At 69.2% G+C, this 20904-nt stretch carries 19 protein-coding genes; 15 read left to right on the top strand and 4 right to left on the bottom strand.

Annotated features, from left to right (window positions below; translation table 11 throughout):
* Positions 1–81 precede the first annotated feature (81 nt).
* The 5 genes from IEY81_RS11885 (at position 82) to IEY81_RS11865 (ending at position 5747) form a co-directional block, all read left to right on the top strand.
* The gene (locus IEY81_RS11885; protein WP_189118687.1) at positions 82–3387 is read left to right on the top strand and encodes a HAMP domain-containing sensor histidine kinase; all 3306 of its coding nucleotides are present in this window, start codon (positions 82–84) and stop codon (positions 3385–3387) included.
* Entirely contained in the window at positions 3384–3779 is a 396-nt protein-coding gene (locus IEY81_RS11880; protein ID WP_008360946.1) for a roadblock/LC7 domain-containing protein, read from the top strand. Before IEY81_RS11885 ends, IEY81_RS11880 begins: the two co-directional genes overlap by 4 nt.
* Positions 3736–4158, top strand: coding sequence for a DUF742 domain-containing protein (locus tag IEY81_RS11875; RefSeq protein WP_306341456.1), 423 nt, complete (start codon positions 3736–3738; stop codon positions 4156–4158). Before IEY81_RS11880 ends, IEY81_RS11875 begins: the two co-directional genes overlap by 44 nt.
* Before the next feature lie 13 nt (positions 4159–4171).
* On the top strand, positions 4172–4750 hold the full coding sequence (locus tag IEY81_RS11870) for a GTP-binding protein (protein WP_008360949.1): 579 nt from the start codon (positions 4172–4174) through the stop codon (positions 4748–4750).
* A gap of 118 nt (positions 4751–4868) precedes the next feature.
* Entirely contained in the window at positions 4869–5747 is an 879-nt protein-coding gene (locus IEY81_RS11865; protein WP_229787754.1) for a DUF3027 domain-containing protein, read from the top strand.
* Between the two features lie 9 nt (positions 5748–5756).
* On the opposite strand, the gene IEY81_RS11860 is transcribed toward IEY81_RS11865, so the two are convergent.
* Entirely contained in the window at positions 5757–6143 is a 387-nt protein-coding gene (locus tag IEY81_RS11860; protein ID WP_189118686.1) for a DUF2530 domain-containing protein, read from the bottom strand.
* 89 nt (positions 6144–6232) lie between these two features.
* Here IEY81_RS11860 and IEY81_RS11855 point away from each other — a divergent pair, with 89 nt between their 5' ends.
* The 7 genes from IEY81_RS11855 to tuf all read left to right on the top strand — a co-directional run bounded on the left by IEY81_RS11855 (position 6233) and on the right by tuf (position 12782).
* Entirely contained in the window at positions 6233–6382 is a 150-nt protein-coding gene (locus IEY81_RS11855) for a DUF1059 domain-containing protein (protein WP_229787752.1), read from the top strand.
* A gap of 110 nt (positions 6383–6492) precedes the next feature.
* Positions 6493–6954, top strand: coding sequence for a MarR family winged helix-turn-helix transcriptional regulator (locus tag IEY81_RS11850; RefSeq protein WP_229787751.1), 462 nt, complete (start codon positions 6493–6495; stop codon positions 6952–6954).
* Complete coding sequence (locus IEY81_RS11845) at positions 6951–8201, top strand: MFS transporter (protein WP_189118684.1); 1251 nt, start codon at positions 6951–6953, stop codon at positions 8199–8201. Before IEY81_RS11850 ends, IEY81_RS11845 begins: the two co-directional genes overlap by 4 nt.
* Positions 8202–8462: 261 nt before the next feature.
* Positions 8463–8834: a 30S ribosomal protein S12 gene (rpsL, locus tag IEY81_RS11840; RefSeq protein WP_008360965.1), complete on the top strand. Its 372-nt coding sequence runs from the start codon at positions 8463–8465 to the stop codon at positions 8832–8834.
* A 1-nt stretch (position 8835) separates the two neighbouring features.
* Positions 8836–9306: a 30S ribosomal protein S7 gene (gene rpsG, locus IEY81_RS11835; RefSeq protein ID WP_008360967.1), complete on the top strand. Its 471-nt coding sequence runs from the start codon at positions 8836–8838 to the stop codon at positions 9304–9306.
* Between the two features lie 83 nt (positions 9307–9389).
* A complete protein-coding gene (gene fusA, locus IEY81_RS11830; protein ID WP_189118683.1) occupies positions 9390–11504 on the top strand; it encodes an elongation factor G in 2115 nt (704 codons plus the stop codon).
* Positions 11505–11588: 84 nt separating this feature from the next.
* Positions 11589–12782, top strand: a complete 1194-nt coding sequence (gene tuf, locus IEY81_RS11825) for an elongation factor Tu (protein ID WP_189118682.1) — start codon at positions 11589–11591, stop codon at positions 12780–12782.
* 129 nt (positions 12783–12911) lie between these two features.
* On the opposite strand, the gene IEY81_RS11820 is transcribed toward tuf, so the two are convergent.
* Entirely contained in the window at positions 12912–16097 is a 3186-nt protein-coding gene (locus IEY81_RS11820; protein WP_189118681.1) for a S8 family serine peptidase, read from the bottom strand.
* Positions 16098–16254: 157 nt separating this feature from the next.
* On the opposite strand from IEY81_RS11820, the gene trmB reads away from it, so the two are divergent.
* Complete coding sequence (gene trmB, locus IEY81_RS11815) at positions 16255–16977, top strand: tRNA (guanosine(46)-N7)-methyltransferase TrmB (protein ID WP_189118680.1); 723 nt, start codon at positions 16255–16257, stop codon at positions 16975–16977.
* A gap of 57 nt (positions 16978–17034) precedes the next feature.
* On the top strand, positions 17035–17643 hold the full coding sequence (locus tag IEY81_RS11810; RefSeq protein WP_189118679.1) for a hypothetical protein: 609 nt from the start codon (positions 17035–17037) through the stop codon (positions 17641–17643).
* Here the strand turns inward: IEY81_RS11810 and IEY81_RS11805 are convergent.
* Positions 17640–18479 (bottom strand): RDD family protein, encoded by an 840-nt coding sequence (locus IEY81_RS11805; protein WP_189118678.1) that lies wholly within the window; start codon positions 18477–18479, stop codon positions 17640–17642. The genes IEY81_RS11810 and IEY81_RS11805 overlap by 4 nt on opposite strands.
* Before the next feature lie 23 nt (positions 18480–18502).
* Between IEY81_RS11805 and IEY81_RS11800 the strand changes: the two genes are divergently transcribed.
* Positions 18503–19498, top strand: a complete 996-nt coding sequence (locus IEY81_RS11800) for a stage II sporulation protein M (protein WP_189118677.1) — start codon at positions 18503–18505, stop codon at positions 19496–19498.
* A gap of 81 nt (positions 19499–19579) precedes the next feature.
* On the opposite strand, the gene IEY81_RS11795 is transcribed toward IEY81_RS11800, so the two are convergent.
* Positions 19580–20881, bottom strand: coding sequence for a DUF58 domain-containing protein (locus IEY81_RS11795; RefSeq protein ID WP_189118676.1), 1302 nt, complete (start codon positions 20879–20881; stop codon positions 19580–19582).
* Positions 20882–20904: the final 23 nt, after the last annotated feature.

The raw sequence follows: 20904 nt of genomic DNA, 5'->3' as shown, positions 1-20904 counted from the left end.
GTAATGGCCGAGCCATACGCAAGCACAACCCACCGCACGGAACGCAAGCCCTGGCAGGGAATTCGAGCGCGCCTGATCTTCGTGCTGCTCATCCCGACCATCGCGGCGATGGTGTTCGGCGGGTTGAGCATTTCGCGCGCCCTCTCAGCCCAGGCGGAAGCACGCCAGGCCGAGACCGTCGCCCAGGCCCTGCCTGACACCTACAACCTCGCGATCAACATCCTGTTCGAGCGCGACGGTGCGCTGGGCGGTGTCCCGGACATCGTCATGCGGCCGCTGCAGCAGAAGACCGACGAGTCGATCGAGGCCTGGAGCGCCAAGGCGAAGGAGATCGACGCCGGCGAGGACAAGGACCTCGAGAACAGCATCGTCGAGATCCAGCAGGCGCTGAACGGCATCGACGACCTGCGTTCGCAGATCCAGCAGAAGGACACCCAGGTCGAGGCCCAGCTGGCCTACACCACGGTGATGAACAACCTCTTCGGCATCTCGGCGCAGATGCCGACGCTGGAGAACGACGAGGTCTTCTCCAAGATCTCGGCGATCGGCAACGTGCGTCCCGCCTCGGAGGCGATGGGCACCGAGCGCGTCATCATGATGAAGGCGCTGAGCGCCAAGGCGATCGCGCAGAAGAACGGGAAGTCCACCGAGGACATCCTCAAGGACGAGGAGTTCGCCGAGCTCGCCCGCGCCGAGGCCAAGTGGCGTCTCTCCACCGCGGACTACTACGTCAAGACCTCCGACGAGATCCGCCAGATGCTCGACGAGCTCACCAACGAGACCACCGAACAGGGCTCCATCGGCGCCCCGGCCCACCGGGTCGTCAACCAGGTGATCTCCAGCGGCAGCATCGAGCGGGTCAAGATGACCCCCGACGAATACACCGAGGTCAGCACCCAGTACATCCGCGGTCTGCAGAAGATGATCGTCGCGACCGCGCAGGAGATCAGTGACGACGTCGAGCAGATCAAGCAGGACGCGACCCGCGACGCCATCATCATCGGCATCCTGGTCCTCGGCGTCCTGATCTTCGCGCTCGCCGTCGGTCTGGTCGCGGCCCGCTCGATCCTCTCGCCGCTGAGCCAGCTGCGTCGCCTGGCCTACAACCTGGCCAACCACGACCTGCCCGAGCGAGTCGCCTACATGAACCAGGCCGAAGGCCCGGTCGACACCCATGTGGAACCGCTGGACATCGCCCGCCGAGACGAGATCGGTGACGTCGCGGACGCCTTCGACGCGGTCCACGTCGAGGCGATCCGGCTGGCGGGCGAGCAGGCCGAGCTGCGTACGAACGTCGACAAGATGTTCATGAACCTCTCCCGCCGTTCGCAGAGCCTCGTCGAGCGCCAGCTCCAGCTCATCGACCAGCTCGAGGCCAACGAGCAGGACCCCGACGACCTCGCGAACCTGTTCCGCCTCGACCACCTGGCGACCCGGATGCGCCGCAACGACGAGTCGCTGCTGGTCCTCGCCGGTGGCGAGATCGGCCACGCGGCCCGTGGTCCGGTGCCGGTTCTCGACGTGCTCCGTGCGGCCGCCTCCGAGATCGAGCAGTTCGCCCGGGTCGACATCGACTCCGAGGAGAACGCCGAGTTCGAGGGCGCGATCGCGGGTGACCTCGTGCACCTGCTCGCGGAGCTCATCGAGAACGCCACCAACTTCTCCCCGCCCGACACCGCGGTGACGATCCGCACCTTCCGCGCCGGCCCCGCCGCGCCGCTGCTGGTCGAGATCGAGGACCTCGGCATCGGGATGACGCCGGAAGAGCTCGACGCGGCCAACATGAAGCTGCGCCGTGCGACCGGCCTCGACGCCGACGTCGCCCGGATGATGGGTCTGGTCGTGGTCGCGCGCCTGGCGGCGCGTCACGGCCTCTACATCGAGCTCGTCCCCAACCGCCCCCGCGGTGTGGTCGCGCGAGTCGAGATGCCTGTCACCACGATCGTCGGCGCCCACGCCGAGGCCCCAGCGGAGCAGCAGCAGGGCTTCGACGCCTACGCCTTCCAGGGTGGCTACGGTCAGCAGACCGGCGGTTACCCGACCACGGGCGAGCTGCCCTACGAGATGCAGTACGGGATGCCGGCCTACGACGCTCAGCCGTACGCAGGTGGCAACCCCTACGACGTCCCCGTCGGTGCGCTGCCGGCGCCGGAGGCCCCCGCGGCCTCTGCGGCCGCGCCCCCGGCGCTGCCGAGCCGCACGCCAGGGGCCTCCAACCACCCCAACCTGGCCAACAACGGCACCGGCACCTTCCAGCAGCAGGGCGCCAACGGCCAGTCCGGTCAGCACAACGGCTTCGGTCAGACCGGACCGCACACGGGCCAGCAGCCCGCCTACGGTGCCGTGCCGCCGATGCCGGGTGACCCGGGCTTCGAGGGTCCGACCTCGCGCACGGGCAGCTTCCCGGCTCAGCCGCAGCAGTTCAGCGGCGGTCAGCCGCAGTACGGCGGCGACCCGTTCGGTGGTGGCCAGCAGCCGGCGCAGCCGCCGCAGCAGCCCGCCCAGTCGAGCGGCCCGCAGCAGAACTTCCTGTCCAACATGCTGCCGGTGCGCAAGGCCGAGGATCTGGCCGCGCGCTTCCCCGACGGTCGCTTCGACCCGAACACCGAGTCCGGCGACCTGCCGCGACGCGACCCCGGCGCCCAGGGCGGCAGCCCGTTCGGCACCGACACCGGCGCGTTCCGCACCTTCGAGCGTCCCAACGAGCGCACCACGCCGCGTACGCCGCCTCCGGGCTTCGGTCCCGACGACGACCCGTTCGGTCCCGCCGGTGACGCGATCGCCCCGGGCCCGATGGGTCCGATGGCTCCGGAGCCGACCGACTCGCCGAACCCGCTCGACTCGACCACCGAGGTCCCGATCCTCGATGACGAGGGCAGCTCGATCTTCGACGATCTCCAGTCCGAGTGGTTCACCCGTCGACGCCCGCTCGGCGCGCGCCGTGCGATGGAGGCCAAGGGCGACCCGCTCAGCGACCCGCTCGCAGCCCCCAACGCCAGGGCCGGCAAGGCCCCCAAGCCCGACGCCGCTCCGGCGCCCTCCGGTGCGGAGCAGCAGGCCGAGGAGCAGCCCGCGCAGGACGACGAGCCGACCACCCCGGTCAGCTGGTCCTCCCCGGGCGACGAGGGCTGGCGCCGGGCGCAGGAGCTGGAGCAGTTGCAGGAGCAGGAGCCGGCGACCGTCACCCAAGGTGGCCTGCCCGTCCGTGTCCCGGGTCAGAACCTGATCCCAGGAGCGGCCCCAGCGGTCACACCACCGACATCAGGTCCGCGTAACATGGACGCGCGCCGCACCCGTGGCATGTCCAGCTTCCAGAAGGGCGTCAGCCGCGCCCGCAACAACCCCGCTGAGGCGGAAAGCAACCCCGAAGGTGAGGAGCAGCAGTGACAACGGCCCCCGCAGGACTGGACTGGCTTGTCGACAGCCTGACCCAGCGCACCCCTGACATCGCTCACGCGATCTTGGTGTCGGCTGATGGCATGCCGATGGCCAGCTCCGTCGACTTCCCCCCGGACCGGGCCGACCAGCTCTCGGCGATCGCCTCCGGTCTCACGAGTCTTACCCAGGGAGCAGCTCGGTGCTTCGCGGCGGGTAATGTCCAGCAGATGGTCATCGAGATGGACGGTGGCTATCTGGTCCTCATGGCGGTTGGTGAGGGTTCCAGCCTTGCTGCCCTCGCCGCCCCCGACTGCGATCTGGGACAGGTTGGCTACCAGATGCAGCTGTTGATCTCGCGTGTTGCCACCGCCCTCACCCCCGATACCAGAACCGGCGCCTGATCAGTGCCCCGACCCTAGGACCGAGATCGTGAGCAACCACGCATCCGAACCGCCGCCCCTGGTCAGGCCTTACGCCCTGACTCGTGGCCGCACGCAACCCAAACGCGTCTTCCCGATGGAAGCCCTGGTGATCACCGACCGCTACGTGATCGACGGCTACGTCCGGTCGCCGGAGGAGCGGACGATCGCTGAGCTCTGCCGCGAGAGCCGTTCCGTCGCTGAGGTCGCGGCGCTCATCCGGGTGCCCCTGGGTGTCGCCCGTGTCCTGATCGGTGACCTTGCGGAGCGCGGCGTGGTGCAGGTGCACGCCAGCAAGGTCCCGGACGCCCCGGACACCGCTCTCCTCGAGCGCGTGCTGTCCGGCCTGAGGAAGCTTTGACAGGAGTAATGCAGTGACCACCGACTCCAAGCAGGCGACCATGTCTGCGAAGATCGTCATCGCCGGCGGGTTCGGCGTGGGCAAGACGACCTTCGTGGGCTCCGTCTCGGAGATCGTCCCCCTGACGACCGAGGCCGTGATGACGCAGGCGACCGCCGGCGTCGACGACCTCTCCGCCGTGCCCAACAAGAAGACGACCACGGTCGCGATGGACTTCGGGCGAGTCTCCCTCGACTCCGACCTGATCCTCTACCTGTTCGGCACGCCCGGTCAGAACCGTTTCTGGTTCATGTGGGACGACCTCACCCAGGGTGCCATCGGCGCTGTGGTGCTCATCGACACCCGTCGTCTCGCCGACTCCTTCGGTGCGATCGACTACTTCGAGTCCCGCAACGTGCCGTTCGTCGTCGCTCACAACGTCTTCGGGGCCAACCAGGCCTACAAGCCCGAGCAGATCCGGGAGGCCCTGGCCCTGCGCCCGGACATTCCGATCGTCACCTGCGACGCCCGTGACCGCCAGTCGACGAAGGCGACGCTGATCTCGCTCGTCGAGTACGTCCTCTCGATGGTCTCCACGCGCGCTCTGCAGTGACCTCTGCAGTGATCTAGCCACACCAGCGCCCGCCGCAGCCCAGCTGCGGCGGGCGCTGCGATTTCGAGGCGTGCCGTGACTGTGCAGTAGCGGTGCGGGTCTGGGAGGATGACGCGTTGTGCGGAAGTTCAGGTTGTGGTGGCGCAAGGTGACCCCGAAGTGGAACCTGAGGCGCCTGTGGGTGAAGATGTGGTCCGTGATCACGACCCCGTACGCCGATGCGACGGCCGTCGCTGCCGTCGACGAGGCCCGCTCCGCGCTCCTGTCCGACGTGCCAGCTGCTGACGTCGGAGACCATCTCGGCCATGTTGTCGAGAAGGGTGCCGGTCCGGGCGTCGTGACCCACCTGTTCGCCTGCACCCGCAAGGGATATGTCGGCTGGCACTGGTCGGTCACGCTCGTCACCGTGCCCACCCTGGAGGGCTCGGGCTTCGGAGTCGAAGCCCCCGTGACGATCAACGAGATCGTCCTCGTCCCCGGCGACGCCGCGATCGTCGCGCCGGCCTGGGTGCCCTACCGCGACCGGATCAAGCCCGGCGACCTCTCGCCCGGCGACCTGCTCCCGGTCGAGGACGACGACGCCCGACTGGTCCCGACGTACGCCTTCGGCGACGACCCGCTCGACGCCGAGGAGAAGGCGCAGGTGCGCGAGGTCGCCAAGGATCTCGGTCTGGGCCGGGTGCGCACCCTCTCGCCCACCGGCTTCGATGCCGCCGCCGAGCGTTGGTACGCCGGTGACGGCGGCCCCGAGGCCCCGCTCGCGCAGGCCGCTCCCGACCAGTGCCACAGTTGTGGCTTCCTGGTCCGGCTGACCGGCCACCTCGCCACCAGCTTCGGGGTCTGCGCCAACGGCGACGCCAACGACGACGGCAAGGTGGTCAGCCTCAACCACGGGTGCGGTGCGCACTCCGAGGTGCGGCTGGCGAAGAAGCACGAGCCGCAGCCGCTGCCCGACCCGGTGTTCGACACGGTCAGCAACGACGTCGAGACCTTCTGAGCCAGCCTTCTAGGCGAGGCCCTCGGCGCGCAGCCGACGGGCCTTGCGACGCCGGGTCAGCTCGATCCCGATCGCGCCGATCCCGAACGCGGCCAGGCAGGTCCAGATCCACCAGGTCCAGCCGCGGTCGTTGAGCAGCCCCCAGAAGGGGAGCAGCGCGACGAACCCGACCAGCCAGCCGAGCGTGGCGAGCTCGAAGGCGCGGATGCCGTCCTGGTCGACGAGCTCGATCTTCGGCTCCGGCGTCACGGGGGCAGCCGGCTCGACCGGCGGCGCGTCGTAGGCGTACTCCTGCGGGTAGCCGCCGTCCTCGGCGTAGTAGTCGTCCTGGTACGCGTCGTACGGCTGCTCCGCGTAGCTGCCGGCGTAGTCGTCGTCGCGGTACTGGTCGCTCATGAGCCCCAACCCTAGTAGCCCTTGGGCGGGCGATAGTCTGGGGATGCCGAGCGGTGCTCGGCACGGCCCGACGATCTGGGAGGTCCCTGATGGCTTCGCTCCGCTGCCCCTGCGGCGAGAACTTCCGCACCGAGACCGACGACGAGCTCGTCGAGAAGGTGCAGGCGCACCTCGCGGAGGCCCACCCCGGCCGCAGCTACAGCCGCGACGAGATCCTGATGCTCGCCGCGATGTCCTGACCTGGCCCACCGGCCTGGTCCACCGGCCAGACCTGACCGGCGCAGAGCCGGTCGACGACCCGGAGTTTCCCGGGAATAGTTAGCGACGGTAAGCAGTTATGCTTACCGTCATGCCTACCGCACAGCCCGTCACCGCCGTCGAGACGACCTCGGACATCCCCGAGGTCGCCTCCGTGCTGCGTACCTCCGTCATGCGGATGCGACGCCGCCTGGCCAACGAGCGCCACCCCGACAACGACCTCTCGCTGGGGTCGATGGCGGTGCTCGGCGCGCTCTACGCCAACGACGAGATGACCCTCGGTGCCCTCGCCGCGCGCGAGCGCGTCCAGCCGCCCAGCATGACCCGGATGGTCAACTTCCTCGAGGAGGGCGGCTACGTCGTGCGCCGCCCGGGGGAGACCGACCGTCGTCAGGTGCTGGTCTCGATCACCGACAAGGGCCGCCGCACCGTACGCAAGGACCGCCTGAGCCGGGACGCCTGGCTCGCCCAGCAGCTCGTCGACCTCGATGCGGACGAGCTCGCCGCCATCCGTACAGCCGCTTCGATCATGGAGAGAATAGCCACCAGTTGAGTCCCACGTTCCGTTCGCTGCGCAGCCACAACTACCGTCTCTACCTGGCCGGGAGTGTCGTCTCCAATGTCGGCACCTGGATGCAACGCATCGCCCAGGACTGGTTGGTCCTGAGTCTCGGCGGTGGGGGAGCGGCGCTCGGCATCACCACCGGGCTGCAGTTCCTCCCCATCCTTCTGCTGAGCCCCTATGCCGGGGTCATCGCCGACCGCTTCCCCAAGCGCCGTCTGCTGCAGGCGGCCCAGGGCTGGATGGCGCTGATGTCGCTGCTCCTCGGTGTCCTGGCCGTCAGCGGCCACGCCGAGGTGTGGATGGTCTACGCGATCGCCTTCCTCTTCGGCACCGGTGCCGCCTTCGACGGACCGGGCCGGCAGTCGTTCGTCTCCGAGATGGTCGACCCCGACGACGTCACCAACGCGGTCGGCCTCAACTCCGCCTCGTTCAACCTCGCCCGGCTGGTCGGGCCGGCGCTCGCCGGGCTCCTGATCGGTTGGCTGGGCAGCGGACCTCAGGCGACCGGCTGGGTCATCCTCGTCAACGCGGTCTCCTATCTCGCGGTGATCGCCCAGCTGCAGCGGATGAACACCGCAGAGCTCCACTCGCCGGACCCTGTCGCCCGGCGCCGCGGGATGCTGCGTGAAGGGCTGGCCTACATCCGCACCCAGCCCAAGATGGTGATGGTCCTCGTGATCGTCTTCTTCGTCGGCACGTTCGGTGCGAACTTCCCGATCACCTCGGCCCTGATGGCGACCGAGGAGTTCGGCAAGGGCGCGAGCGAGTACGGCCTGCTCGGCACCGTCCTGGCGATCGGCTCGCTCTCCGGCGCGCTGCTCGGTGCCCGCCGCACCCGGATCCCCCTGCGCCTGATCGTGACCGCGGCGACCGGGTTCGGGCTCTCCATCATCGTGTCCGGGTTCATGCCGACGTACGCCCTCTTCGCCCTGACCGGCCCGCTGGTCGGGTTCTGCACCATCACGGTCCTCAACGCCTGCAACGCCACCATGCAGACCGAGGCGGCCCCGGTGTTCCGCGGCCGCGTGATGGCGATCTACATGACCGTCCTGATGGGCGGCACCCCGCTGGGTGCCCCACTGGTCGGTTTCATCGGCGAGCACTTCGGTGCCCGCACGACCCTCTACGCCAGTGGCGCCCTGGTCCTGTTCGGTACGCTTCTGGGGGTGCTCGTCCTGGCTGCCCTCCGAGGTGGTATCCGGGCCGTTTTGACCCCCTCTCAGGCCGCCGGGTAGCCTCTGAAGCGTGTCTGGGACAACCAGGCCGTCGCGCGTGCCCGGAACAAGCTCGAGAAAAGGGTCTCGGACCCGGGCTCGACGCCCTCAGTGGGGATTCGGTTCGAAAGATCCGTCTTCATGCTGTTGAGGTAGGGGCGACACGCCCGACCTCGGGGGCTAGGCGGGACCAGTTGGTATCGCACCACCTGGACGCACACGATTGGATCCTTCGCGGCAGAGCGCCGCGTCGTGAGAGCAGAAAAGAAGGGGAACCACCAGGTGCCCACCATCAACCAGCTGGTCCGTAAGGGCCGCGAGGACAAGGCGACGAAGTCGAAGACGCCTGCCCTCAAGGGATCGCCGCAGCGCCGTGGCGTCTGCACGCGCGTCTACACCACCACCCCGAAGAAGCCGAACTCCGCCCTCCGGAAGGTCGCCCGTGTGCGCCTCTCCTCCGGCGTCGAGGTCACCGCTTACATCCCGGGTGTCGGCCACAACCTTCAGGAGCACTCGATCGTGCTCGTCCGCGGCGGTCGTGTGAAGGACCTCCCCGGTGTTCGTTACAAGATCATTCGCGGCTCGCTCGACACCCAGGGCGTGAAGAACCGCAAGCAGGCCCGGAGCCGCTACGGCGCCAAGAAGGAGAAGTGAGATGCCTCGTAAGGGTCCCGCTCCCAAGCGTCCGCTCGTCGTCGACCCCGTCTACGGCTCGCAGCTCGTAACCCAGCTCGTCAGCAAGGTCCTCCAGGACGGCAAGAAGCAGGTCGCGCAGCGCATCGTCTACACCGCCCTCGAGGGCTGCCGCGAGAAGACCGGCACCGACCCCGTGGTGACGCTCAAGCGCGCCATGGACAACGTGAAGCCGGCCATCGAGGTCAAGTCCCGCCGTGTCGGTGGCGCGACCTACCAGGTTCCGGTCGAGGTCAAGGGCACGCGTGGCACCACGCTCGCGCTGCGCTGGCTCGTCGGCTACGCCCAGGACCGTCGTGAGAAGACGATGGCCGAGCGCCTGATGAACGAGATCCTCGACGCGAGCAACGGCCTCGGCGCCGCTGTGAAGAAGCGCGAGGACACCCACAAGATGGCCGAGTCCAACAAGGCCTTCGCGCACTACCGCTGGTGACGTACGGCGGGGTGCTCGCTGCACACCGGGGGCACCCCGCCCATCCAGACCGAAGACAATCTCTTTAAGGAACGCTGAAGACAGTGGCCGTCGACATCACCACGGACCTCAATGTGGTCCGCAACATCGGCATCATGGCGCACATCGATGCCGGTAAGACCACCACCACCGAGCGCATCCTGTTCTACACCGGTATCTCGTACAAGATCGGTGAGGTCCACGAGGGCGCAGCCACGATGGACTGGATGGAGCAGGAGCAGGAGCGCGGCATCACGATCACGTCCGCCGCGACGACCTGCTGGTGGAAGGACCACCAGATCAACATCATCGACACCCCGGGGCACGTCGACTTCACCGTCGAGGTGGAGCGCTCGCTGCGCGTCCTGGACGGTGCGGTCGCCGTGTTCGACGGCGTCGCCGGTGTCGAGCCGCAGTCGCAGACCGTGTGGCGTCAGGCGAACAAGTACGCCGTCCCGCGGATGTGCTTCGTCAACAAGCTCGACCGCACGGGTGCCGACTTCTACATGGTCGTCGACTCGATCGTCGACAAGCTGCACGCCACCCCGCTGGTGCTGCAGCTGCCGATCGGTGCCGAGTCCGACTTCCTCGGTGTCGTCGACCTGATCGGCATGCGTGCCCTGACCTGGCGCGGCGAGACCGCCCAGGGCGAGGACTACGTCGTCGAGGAGATCCCCGCCGACATGGCCGACAAGGCCGCCGAGTGGCGCGAGAAGCTCGTCGAGACCCTCGCCGAGGCCGACGACGACATCATGGAGGTCTACCTCGAGGAGGGCGACGTCTTCGACGTGCCCACCCTGAAGGCCGCCATCCGTCGCGCGACCCTGGCCGACAAGCTCAACCCGATCCTCACCGGCACCGCGTTCAAGAACAAGGGCGTCCAGCCCCTGCTCGACGCGATCGTCGACTTCCTGCCCTCGCCCATCGACGTCGAGTCGATCGTCGGTCACGACGTCAAGGACGAGGAGGTCGAGGTCGCCCGCAAGCCTTCCGAGGAAGAGCCCTTCTCCGGCCTGGTCTTCAAGATCGCCTCCGACCCCCACCTGGGCAAGCTGTTCTACCTGCGCGTCTACTCGGGCAAGGTCGCGGCGGGTGCGACGGTGGTCAACCCGATCAACGGCCGCAAGGAGCGGATCGGCAAGATCTACCAGATGCACGCCAACAAGCGCGAGGAGATCGCGTCGGTGGGTGCTGGTCAGATCGTCGCGGTCATGGGTCTGAAGGACACCAAGACCGGTCACACCCTGTGTGACCCGACCAACCCGGTCGTCCTCGAGTCGATGACCTTCCCGGCCCCGGTGATCGAGGTCGCCATCGAGCCGAAGACCAAGGGTGACCAGCAGAAGCTGGGCACGGCGATTCAGCGCCTCACCGAGGAGGACCCGACCTTCACGGTCAAGACCGACGAGCAGACCGGCCAGACCATCATCGCTGGTATGGGCGAGCTCCACCTCGAGGTCTTCGTCGACCGGATGAAGCGCGAGTTCAAGGTCGAGGCCACAGTCGGCAAGCCGCAGGTCGCCTACCGCGAGACGCTTCGCAAGAAGGTCGAGAACCACAGCTACACCCACAAGAAGCAGACCGGTGGTTCCGGTCAGTTCGCGAAGGTCGTCATCTCCGTCGAGCCCAACATCGACGAGGAGACCGGCCAGGGTGCGGGCTACGAGTTCGTCAACAACGTCACCGGTGGTCGCGTGCCGAAGGAGTACATCCCTTCGGTCGACCAGGGTGCTCAGGACGCCATGGAGTTCGGTATTCTCGCCGGCTTCCCCATGGTCGATGTGAAGGTCTCGCTCGAGGACGGCGCCTACCACGACGTCGACTCCTCCGAGCTCGCCTTCAAGATCGCCGGCAACCAGGCCTTCAAGGAGGCCGCGCGGATGGCCAAGGCCGTCCTGCTGGAGCCGATGTTCGCCGTCGAGGTCACGACCCCCGAGTCGTTCCTCGGCACCGTTATCGGCGACATCAACTCCCGTCGCGGCCAGGTGTCGTCTCAGGAGGAGCGCCACGGCGACATGGTCGTCCAGGCTCTCGTTCCGCTGTCCGAGATGTTCGGGTACGTCGGAGACCTCCGGTCTAAGACCAGCGGTCAGGCGTCGTACTCGATGGAGTTCGACTCGTACGCCGAGGTTCCCACGAACGTCGCCGACGAGATCATCAAGAAGGCCCGCGGCGAGTGACCTTCGGGTCGCTCGGGCCGGGACTTCGGCAGCAACACCAATCAGTACGAGTCAGTAAGAAAATCACACCAGGAGGAGCCCACAGTGGCTAAGGCGAAGTTCGAGCGGAACAAGCCGCACGTCAACATCGGCACCATCGGTCACATCGACCACGGTAAGACCACCCTTACCGCGGCGATCTCGAAGGTGCTGCACAACAAGTACCCGGACCTCAACGAGGAGTCGCCGTTCGATAACATCGACAAGGCCCCCGAGGAGCGTCAGCGCGGCATCACGATCTCGATCGCGCACATCGAGTACCAGACCGAGTCGCGCCACTACGCCCACGTCGACTGCCCGGGTCACGCGGACTACGTCAAGAACATGATCACCGGTGCCGCGCAGATGGACGGCGCCATCCTCGTGGTCGCCGCCACCGACGGCCCGATGCCGCAGACCAAGGAGCACGTGCTCCTGGCCCGCCAGGTCGGCGTGCCGTCGATCGTCGTCGCGCTCAACAAGTGCGACATGGTCGACGACGAGGAGCTCATCGAGCTCGTCGAGATGGAGGTGCGCGAGCTCCTCAGCGAGTACGAGTTCCCGGGTGACGACCTGCCGGTCGTCCGCGTCGCCGCCTACCCCGCCCTGCAGGGCGAGGAGAAGTGGATGGACTCCATCGGCGAGCTCATGCAGGCCGTCGACGACTACATCCCGACCCCGGCTCGCGAGACCGACAAGCCGTTCCTGATGCCCGTTGAGGACGTCTTCACGATCACCGGTCGTGGCACCGTCATCACCGGTCGTATCGAGCGCGGCGTCGTCAAGGTCGGCGAGGAGGTCGAGATCGTCGGCATCCGCGAGACCTCGCAGAAGACCACCGTCACCGGTGTCGAGATGTTCCGCAAGCTGCTCGACGAGGGCCAGGCCGGTGAGAACGTCGGTCTGCTCCTCCGTGGCACCAAGCGCGAGGACGTCGAGCGCGGCATGGTTGTCATCAAGCCGGGCACCACCACCCCGCACACCAACTTCGAGGGCTCTGTCTACATCCTCTCGAAGGAGGAGGGTGGCCGTCACACGCCGTTCTTCAACAACTACCGTCCGCAGTTCTACTTCCGGACCACGGACGTGACCGGCGTCGTGACCCTCCCCGAGGGCACCGAGATGGTCATGCCGGGTGACAACACCGAGATGTCGGTCGAGCTCATCCAGCCCATCGCGATGGACGAGGGTCTGAAGTTCGCTATCCGTGAGGGCGGTCGCACCGTCGGCGCGGGTCGCGTCACCAAGATCATCAAGTGATCGTCTGATTCACAGTGGAAGGTCCCCGGAGCCGCAAGGCGCCGGGGACCTTTCGCTGTGGTCATACGAAGCACGCGTAAACAGAGGGCACCCGGGGTCGAGCCCGGGTGCCCTCTGTGAATCTCGGCCTCAGCGAAGCACGTAGGCATCCTCCACAGTCTGAACAAGCCGACCGTTGCTGGTCTCCAAGGTCGCCCGGAGCGCAACGCCGGTGGCTGAAGTGCCTGCCGCCGGCGCGCTGGCCCTCCACCCGTTCTTGGCAGAAGCGAGCTCGGCCTCCTGCCAGGTGGCACCCCCGTCGTACGAGACCTCGACGAGCACGCTCTTCACCTTCCCGATGTCGCCGCCAGGATTCTTCTCGAGCCAGACGTCGACCGGCACCCGGGTGTCACGATCCGCGGCGTTGCGGGCGTCCAGGCCCTGCGGCTGGAGCCTGACCACAGAGAGCGGGAGGGCGGCCTTCGACCTCGCCCGGCTCGACTCGAAGGTCCAGTCGAGCCTCATCTGGGTGGACAGGCCACCACCTCGCCGGATCTCGGCGCTCAGCGTGTAGGGGTGCTCGCCGGCCGGCAGGTCGTCGACCCGGAGCAGGCTGGTCTCGCTGCGGGCGATCTCCTCCCCGCCCCGGCTCAGCGCGAAGGTGCCGTCCAGGGTGAAGTCCAGCGAGAAACGGCCGGGCAGGTCGCTCACGCCGCCGAACGCGAAGACCATGGAGTCTCCGTCGCGGTACGCGCCGTCCTCGACGAGCGTCGGCAGGATCGTGGCCAGGTTCCACTCGTCATGGGTGAGCTTCCGGTCGAGCTCGCCGATCTCGAAGGTGATGTACGGCAGGAAGCCGCCGATCGACTGGGTGGCCCCACGTGCCCAGCGCGAGCCACGGACCTCGTCGTAGCGCTGCACGACGTCGGTGGGCAGCTGCGTGTCATGTCGTAGCGACCAGGCGGTGTCCTCGCCGGGGAAGAAGATGCCGTTGGTCACCGACCCGGCGGTCGGCCCGGCCTGAGCTCGTACGGTCGTCGTCACCGTACGCATGGCGGACTTCTTCGCGCGGTAGGTCGGATCGCCGGGGATCCCGTCGTCCCAGACGTGCGCGGCGTGCAGAAGCTCGGTCCTGCCGGCGTCGGTGGCTGCGGCGAACTGGGTGTAGACCCGCAGCTTCATCTCGCGATGGTCCACCGGGACGACGGCCGCCTCCTGCGTACCGGCAGGGGTGAGTCGGTAGCCGATCGAGACCTTCTGCTTCCTCTGCGCGACCTCGACGACCCGTCCGACGGTCGCGGCGTCGTTGTCGATCGTGGCTCCGGCGGGCCGCCCGGCCCGACCGTCGAGGACCACCGACGTCGAGGTGTCCCCGACCGTGACCGGCTTGGTGGCCGCCGTGGCGCCGGCGGCGCTGCTGATCATGGTGCTCACGTTGTAGCTGCCTGCGGGGAGCCTGAGATGTCCGGTGCCGTCCTCGTCGGTGATGACGTAGTGGGGTTGACCGCTGCTCATGTCGTAGACGAGCACCGTCCCGCCCTGGATCGGGTCACCCGCTGTGTCGAGCGCCGAGATCTCGAGGTCACCGGCTCGCGGTTCGACGTACGCCCCGATCAGGGTGGTGACGTGGTTCGTGCCGTCGGTGGCGACCAAGGTGGCGCCGTACACTCCGGACCTGGCGCCCTTCGGCGCGATCGAGACCGGGACCTCGGCGATGCCGTGGGCCGGCACCGTCACCCGGGTGGTTCCCAGCTGGATCGGCGCGGGGCCGGACACGGATCCCTTCCAGCGCTCCAGGTCGAGCGAGAGCCGCAGCGTCACTGCGTCGTCCCCGTCGTTGCGGTAGGTGACGGTGCGGGCGATGGGCCGGGCCACGTCGTCACGGGCGAAGACCGACAGGTTTCCCGGGGTTGCGACCACCTGCTGGCCGACAGCACGGGCCAGGTCGATCCGTCCGGCACCGCGGCCGAAGACCGAGCCCTCGGTGTCCTGGACGGTGCTGATCAGAGCCGCCTTGAGGTCGGCGGGGCTCCAGTCCGGGTGCCGCTGGGCCAGGATCGCCGCCGCTCCAGCGACGTGCGGGCTGGCCATCGAGGTCCCCGAGGCCGAGGTGTAGAGGTCGTCGACCGGGGAGCCCATCGTGGTGCCGCTCGCACGAGCCGCGACGATCCCCACTCCGGGCGCCGAGACGTCCGGCTTGATCGCGAAGTCACCCAAGCGCGGGCCGCGGCTGGAGAACGGCGCCAGCGCGTCGGCGTCATCGGTCGCGGCGACGGTCAGCGCTGAGTCTGCGGTGCCCGGGGAGCCGAGGGTCTGGTCGCCGGGGCCGTCGTTGCTGGCGGAGACCACGAAGAGGGTGCCGGTCTCGGCGGTCAGGTCGTCGATCGCCCGCTCCAGCACGTCCGTGCCGGCCAGGTCGGGACTGCCGAGGCTCATGTTGACGACATCCGCGTCTACCTCGGTCGCCGCCCACTCCATGCCGGCCAGCACCGTGGCGTCGGTGCCCGACCCGCTGTCGGACAGCGTCTTGCCGATGGCCAGCGACGCTCCGGGCGCGACGCCGCGGCGGGCGCCCGCGGAGCCCTCGCCTGAACCAGCGATGATCGATGCGACGTGAGTGCCGTGCCCGTGGCCGTCGCCGACGTCACCCTTGCCCGTGAAGTCGCGGGAGTCGACGACGAGCTCGTCGAGGTCCGGGTGGGTCGCGTCGATGCCGGTGTCGAGAATGGCGACGGTGGTGCCGGTGCCGTCGAAACCCGCCTGCCAGGCTGATGGAGCGCCGATCTTGTCGACGCTGGTGTCCAGCGTCGCGTGCCGTACGCCGTCGAGCCAGAGTCGCTCCACACCGCCTGTCATGGAGCGTGCCGAGGTCAGCGCCTGCCACACGTCTGTGGTCTCGTCCTTGGGCACGTCCAGGACGTCGATGCCGAGAGCGTCGAGGTGGACCTCCACGTCGTCACGCGCGGAGCGGTCCAGGCTCGCGCCGGGGCGGCGCCCGGCCAGCAGGCGCAGCGAATCGGCGTCGTCGTCCCCATATCCCTGGCTGAGGAGTCCGGTGACGTCGAACAGCCGTGGGTCCAGATGCCCGCGGGCGAGAAGTCCCTGCGCGTCGAGCGGGACCACGCTGAGGTGGCCACGGGCGTCGGTCGAGGTGCGGACGACGACCCGGTCGCCGGTCACCAGGGTCACGCTGCGGGTGGCGGGATCGACCGAGCTCGGGCCGGGGGCCTGGCCCGTGGGAGGGGTCCCGGTGGCTGCGGACGCTGCGACCAGGGGGATCGTGGCGAGGGTGGCCACGAGGGTCGCAGCTGCGCCGTATCGGGGTCTGATACGCACGGAGGTTCCTTTCGTCGGGTGTCAACGGATCGGCAGCGTAAGCAGCGAAGGACGTCCGTGGACCGGCGTGAAGTGGCGGAACCGCGCCATTGCGCGTACCCGCCGCGCGGCTCGTTTTACGGAGCCGGCGACGCGCGACCGTACAATCGCAGCCATCATGAACGAGCCAGCCCGCCCCGCCCGCCCACACCAGAAGCTGCTCGAAGACGGCCGCACCGTGCGCGAGGTCCTCACCTACACCCGCCGCGGCAGCAGGCTGGACGCGAAGCAGCAGCGGGCCTGGGACCAGTACGCAGCGGACTGGGTGATCCCGGACGAGGCGGTCGACGAGCCGGGGTTCTCGCTGGAGAGCTGGTTCGGCCGGAAGGCGCCGCTCATCGTCGACATCGGCGGGGGCGTGGGGGAGGCGACCGCGGTGCTGGCGGCCAACCGTCCCGAGTTCAACATCCTGGGGCTGGAGGTGTGGCGGCCCGGAGTCGCCGAGAGCCTCGCCCGAGTCGGCGCCGCGGGCGCGACCAACGTGCGCTTCTGCAGCGTCGATGCGCTCTGGACGCTCGAGAACCTGGTCGCGCCGGAGTCGGTCAGCGAGGTCTGGACGTTCTTCCCCGACCCGTGGCACAAGACCCGTCACCACAAGCGGCGCCTGGTCACCCCGGCCAACGCGCGGATGATCGCGGAGCGGCTCGAGTCCGGTGGGACCTGGCGGCTGGCGACCGACTGGGTGGAGTACGCCGAGCAGATGGTCCAGGTCCTCGACGCCGAGCCGCTGCTGACCGGTGGCGTGGTCGAGCGGTGGGAGGAGCGCCCGGTGACGAAGTTCGAGCGCAAGGGTCTGGCCAAGGACCGGGTCATCACCGACCTGCTCTACCGGAGGCGTTGACCCGAACTGCCCGTGTCGTGACTGAACTGTGGGCCTGAACCCGACAGGATCAGCGTCATGAAGCTGTACGCCGACACCCCTGTCCGCCGCGTCTCCCAGCTGCTCGCCGATCTCCTGACCGTCGGCTGGGTCGTCGGCTGGGTCCTGGTCGGCAGGCTGGTGCACAAGCTGGTCTCGGCGCTCGCCGTGCCCGGCGAAAAGATGGACGACGCCGGCACCTCGCTCTCGGCGAAGCTCCTCGAGGCGGCGGGCAAGGTCGACGACCTACCCTTGGTCAAGGACGGCATCGCGGCGCCGTTCGAGGGTGCCGCGAAGGCGGCCGACCAGCTCCGGGCGGCCGGCGAGGCTCAGGTCGAGGCGGTCGCCAGCATCGCGATCGGGCTCGCCGTCGCGGTCGTGGCCGTCCCGGTGCTGATGTGGCTGATGGTCTACCTGCCGCTGCGGTTGCGGTTCATCCGCCGGGCGACCTCGACGCAGCGGTTCCTGCAGTCGGGCACCGGCGCCGACCTGGTGGCACTGCGCGCGATGTCGACCCAGCCGCTGCACAAGCTGGTCCGCATCAGCGACGACCCGGTGAGAGCCTGGCGCGAGGGCGACGCCGAGGTGGTGGCGCGGCTGGCCGAGCTGGAGCTGAGGTCGGTCGGGCTCAGCGCGAAGCGTCTCTAGCGGCCGACCAGCCGCGCCCGCAGCTCCTCGTCGCGAGCGAGCCGGGCCGCGTCGCGGTCACGCCGGGTGGCGAGCACTGCCGCCAGGTAGGCCTCGGGCGGGGTGCCCGGGGGAGGGCCGGGGGCGACGTACTCCTGCACCTCGGCGGCGAGCCGGTCGGCGAGCGTGTGACGGCGGACCGGGTCGGTGGCGGTGCCCACCTCCCCGGAGAGGAACCGGCGGACCGCCAGAGCGAGGCCGACCGGGAGTGCGGCCACGTCCGCGTGGGAGGCCCAGACGGCGAGCGCCGGAGGCATCTGGATCGGTGCGGGCGGGCGCAGCGGCACCCGCACCCGGATGACGTACGTCCCGGCCGCGATGTCGCCCAACCGCTTGCCGCGCGGATGGATCATCGCGCTGAGGAAGGCGACGGTGCCGCTGGTGCCGTAGATCTCGATGACGCCGACCAGGGCGCGTACGAACGCGTGGTGGAAGCTGATCGCCCCGCCGTCGTCGCGCACCGTGCGCAGACCGAGCGCGAGCTTTCCGAGCGAGCGACCCCGCGTCAGCGTCTCGACGGCCGTCGGGAAGACGAGCAGCACCGAGGCGATGGCCGCGATGTAGGCCGCCCAGGCGAGCGCCTCGTCGGCGCGCGGGGCAGCCGTCATGAAGACGATCAGCGCCACGATGAGCAGCGCGATCACGGCGAGCGCGTCGATCAGCCCCGAGAGCAGCCGCGTCCCGAGGCCGGCGGCCGGCAGGTCGAGCGCGACGGCGTCGCCGGTGACCAGGTCGTCGTCGGTCAGGAGCGCTCTCTCCTGGGGGCGTCGCTCGGGCGATTGCGGCGCGGAGGTCATGGCGGTCAGCGTACGCTGCGGGCGTGGATCTCGACGCGTATCTGGCCGCGACCGCTGCCGACCGGACCCGGCTCGAGCAGCTGCTGGCCCAGCGTCGGCTGAACGGTGCCGAGGCCGACGAGCTGGTCGAGCTCTACCAGCGGGTGAGCACCCAGCTCTCGGTCGTACGCAGCAACGCCCCCGACCCCACCGTCGTCCAGCATCTCTCGGTGCTGCTGGCCGGTGCGCGCAACCGCACCACCGGCACCCGCACGAGCACCTGGACCGGCTTCCTCCGGTTCTTCACCCACCGGTTCCCGGCCGCGCTCTACCGGCTGCGATGGTGGTGGCTGGGGATGATGGCGGCCAACGTGGCGGTGACCGCGGTGATGATCTGGTGGCTGCTGCGCCACCCCGAGGTCGAGCAGTCGCTGCTCGCGCCGGAGCAGGTCAAGCAGCTCGTCGAGCACGACATCGAGGGCTACTACAGCGAGCACGCCGCCTCGTCGTTCGCCACCCAGGTGTGGGTCAACAACGTCTGGGTCTCGTTCATCTGCATCGCTCTCGGCGTGCTCGGTCTGCCGGTGATCTACTCGATGTTCAACAACATCGCCAACCTCGCGATCCTCGGCACCCTCATGCACCGCCACGACCGCGGCGCCCACTTCTGGGGTCTGATCCTGCCCCACGGGCTGCTCGAGCTGACGGCCGTGTTCGTCGCCGGCGCCGTCGGGCTGCGGATCTTCTGGTCGTGGATCGACCCGGGACCGCTCACCCGCGGCCAGTCGATGGCCCGAGAGGGCCGCACCGCCGGCGGCATCGCTCTCGGTCTCATCGTCGTGCTGCTGATCTCCGGCGTCATCGAAGGCTTCGTCACCCCCTCGCCGCTGCCCACCTGGGCCCGCGTCGGTATCGGCGTCGTGGCCGAGCTCGCCTTCTTCACGTACGTCTTCGTGGTCGGTCGCGTCGCCGCCTCCCACGGCGAGACCGGCGACATCGACGAGCGTCTGCTCGAGGACCGCGTCGCGACCCAGGCGTGACGGTCGGGTACGACGGGGAGATCGGCAGGGGTTACTGACCGGTCGCCCCTGTTGAACTCCCCGTCGTACCCCGACGGAAGCTCAGAGCTGACCGGTCGCCTTCAGCTGCAGGTAGTGGTCGGCCAGCGCCGGGGGGAGGGATTCCGCGTCGGCGTCGACCACATCCACGCCCAGCGTGCGGAGCATGGCGGCGGTGTGGTCGCGGCGGCGGAGGGTCTGCTCGGCGGCGGCTGCGGCGTAGACGTCGTCGAGGGTGTCGCGGGAGGCAGCGGTGGCCTCGAGCTCGGGGTCGCGGACGGAGGCGAGCACGACCCGGTGGTGCTGGGTCAGGACCGGGAGGACGGGCAGGAGCGACTCCTCGATCGCGTGCGGGTCGAGCGGCGTCAGCAGGACGACGAGTGCCCGGTGGCGACCGAGCCCCGCGACTGCACCGGCGAGGCTGGACCAGTCGGCCTCCGCGATCACAGGTTCGAGGTCGGCCATCGCCTCCTGCAGCCGCTGGGTGACGTCGCGCTGGCCGGCCAGACGCATCCGCGAGCGCACCCGCAGGTCACCGGCGAGGAAGTCGATCCGGTCGCCGGCCCGGGAGGCGATGGCGGCGAGCAGGAGCCCGGCGTCCATCGCCGAGTCGAGCCGCGGCACCCCGCCGTCGGCGCCCTCGACCCGGCCTGCCGAGGTGCGGGAGGTGTCGAGCACCAGCACCACGCGGCGGTCGCGCTCGGGCTGCCAGGTGCGCACCACGACGGTGCGGGAGCGGGCGGTGGTGCGCCAGTCGATGGAGCGGACGTCGTCGCCGCGGACGTACTCCCGCAGCGAGTCGAACTCGGTGCCCTGACCGCGCACCCGCACCGCCGCCCGGCCGTCGAGCTCACGCAGCCGCTGCAGCCGCGAGGGCAGGTGCTTGCGCGCCTCGAACGCGGGCAGCACCCGCACCGACCCCGCCACCGGCATCGTGCGCTGACGCGCGCCGAGCCCCAGCGGTCCGTACGCCCGAACCGTCACGCCGAGCGCGCGGAGATCACCGCGGCGGCGCGGCCGCAGGGACGTACGCAGCCGGGTGCTGTCGCCGCGACCGAGCCCGATCCGGTGGCGGTTGTCGGTTGCGCCCGCGGTCGGCTGCCACGCGTCGCGCACCAGTGCCCGGACGCGCCGGGCGGGGGAGCGGACCGTCAGGTCCGAGGTCGTCGACTCGCCGAGCCTGATCCCGCCCAGTCGTGACCGGCTGATCTCGAGGGTCGACGGCTTCGGCGCCAGCCACACGTCGAGGAGGGTCAGTGCCGTCACGATCAGGACCCAGAGCGCGGCGGTGCCCACGGTCGGGCGCAGCAACACCGGGACGATGCCGGCGAGCACGAGGACGGGCACGCGCCAGGTGATCGCCATCAGCGGCTCCTCGCCTCACGAAG

The sequence above is a fragment of the Nocardioides luteus genome (assembly GCF_014648595.1).
GTDB lineage: Bacteria > Actinomycetota > Actinomycetes > Propionibacteriales > Nocardioidaceae > Nocardioides > Nocardioides luteus.
This window is presented reverse-complemented; position numbering and strand designations above follow the sequence as displayed.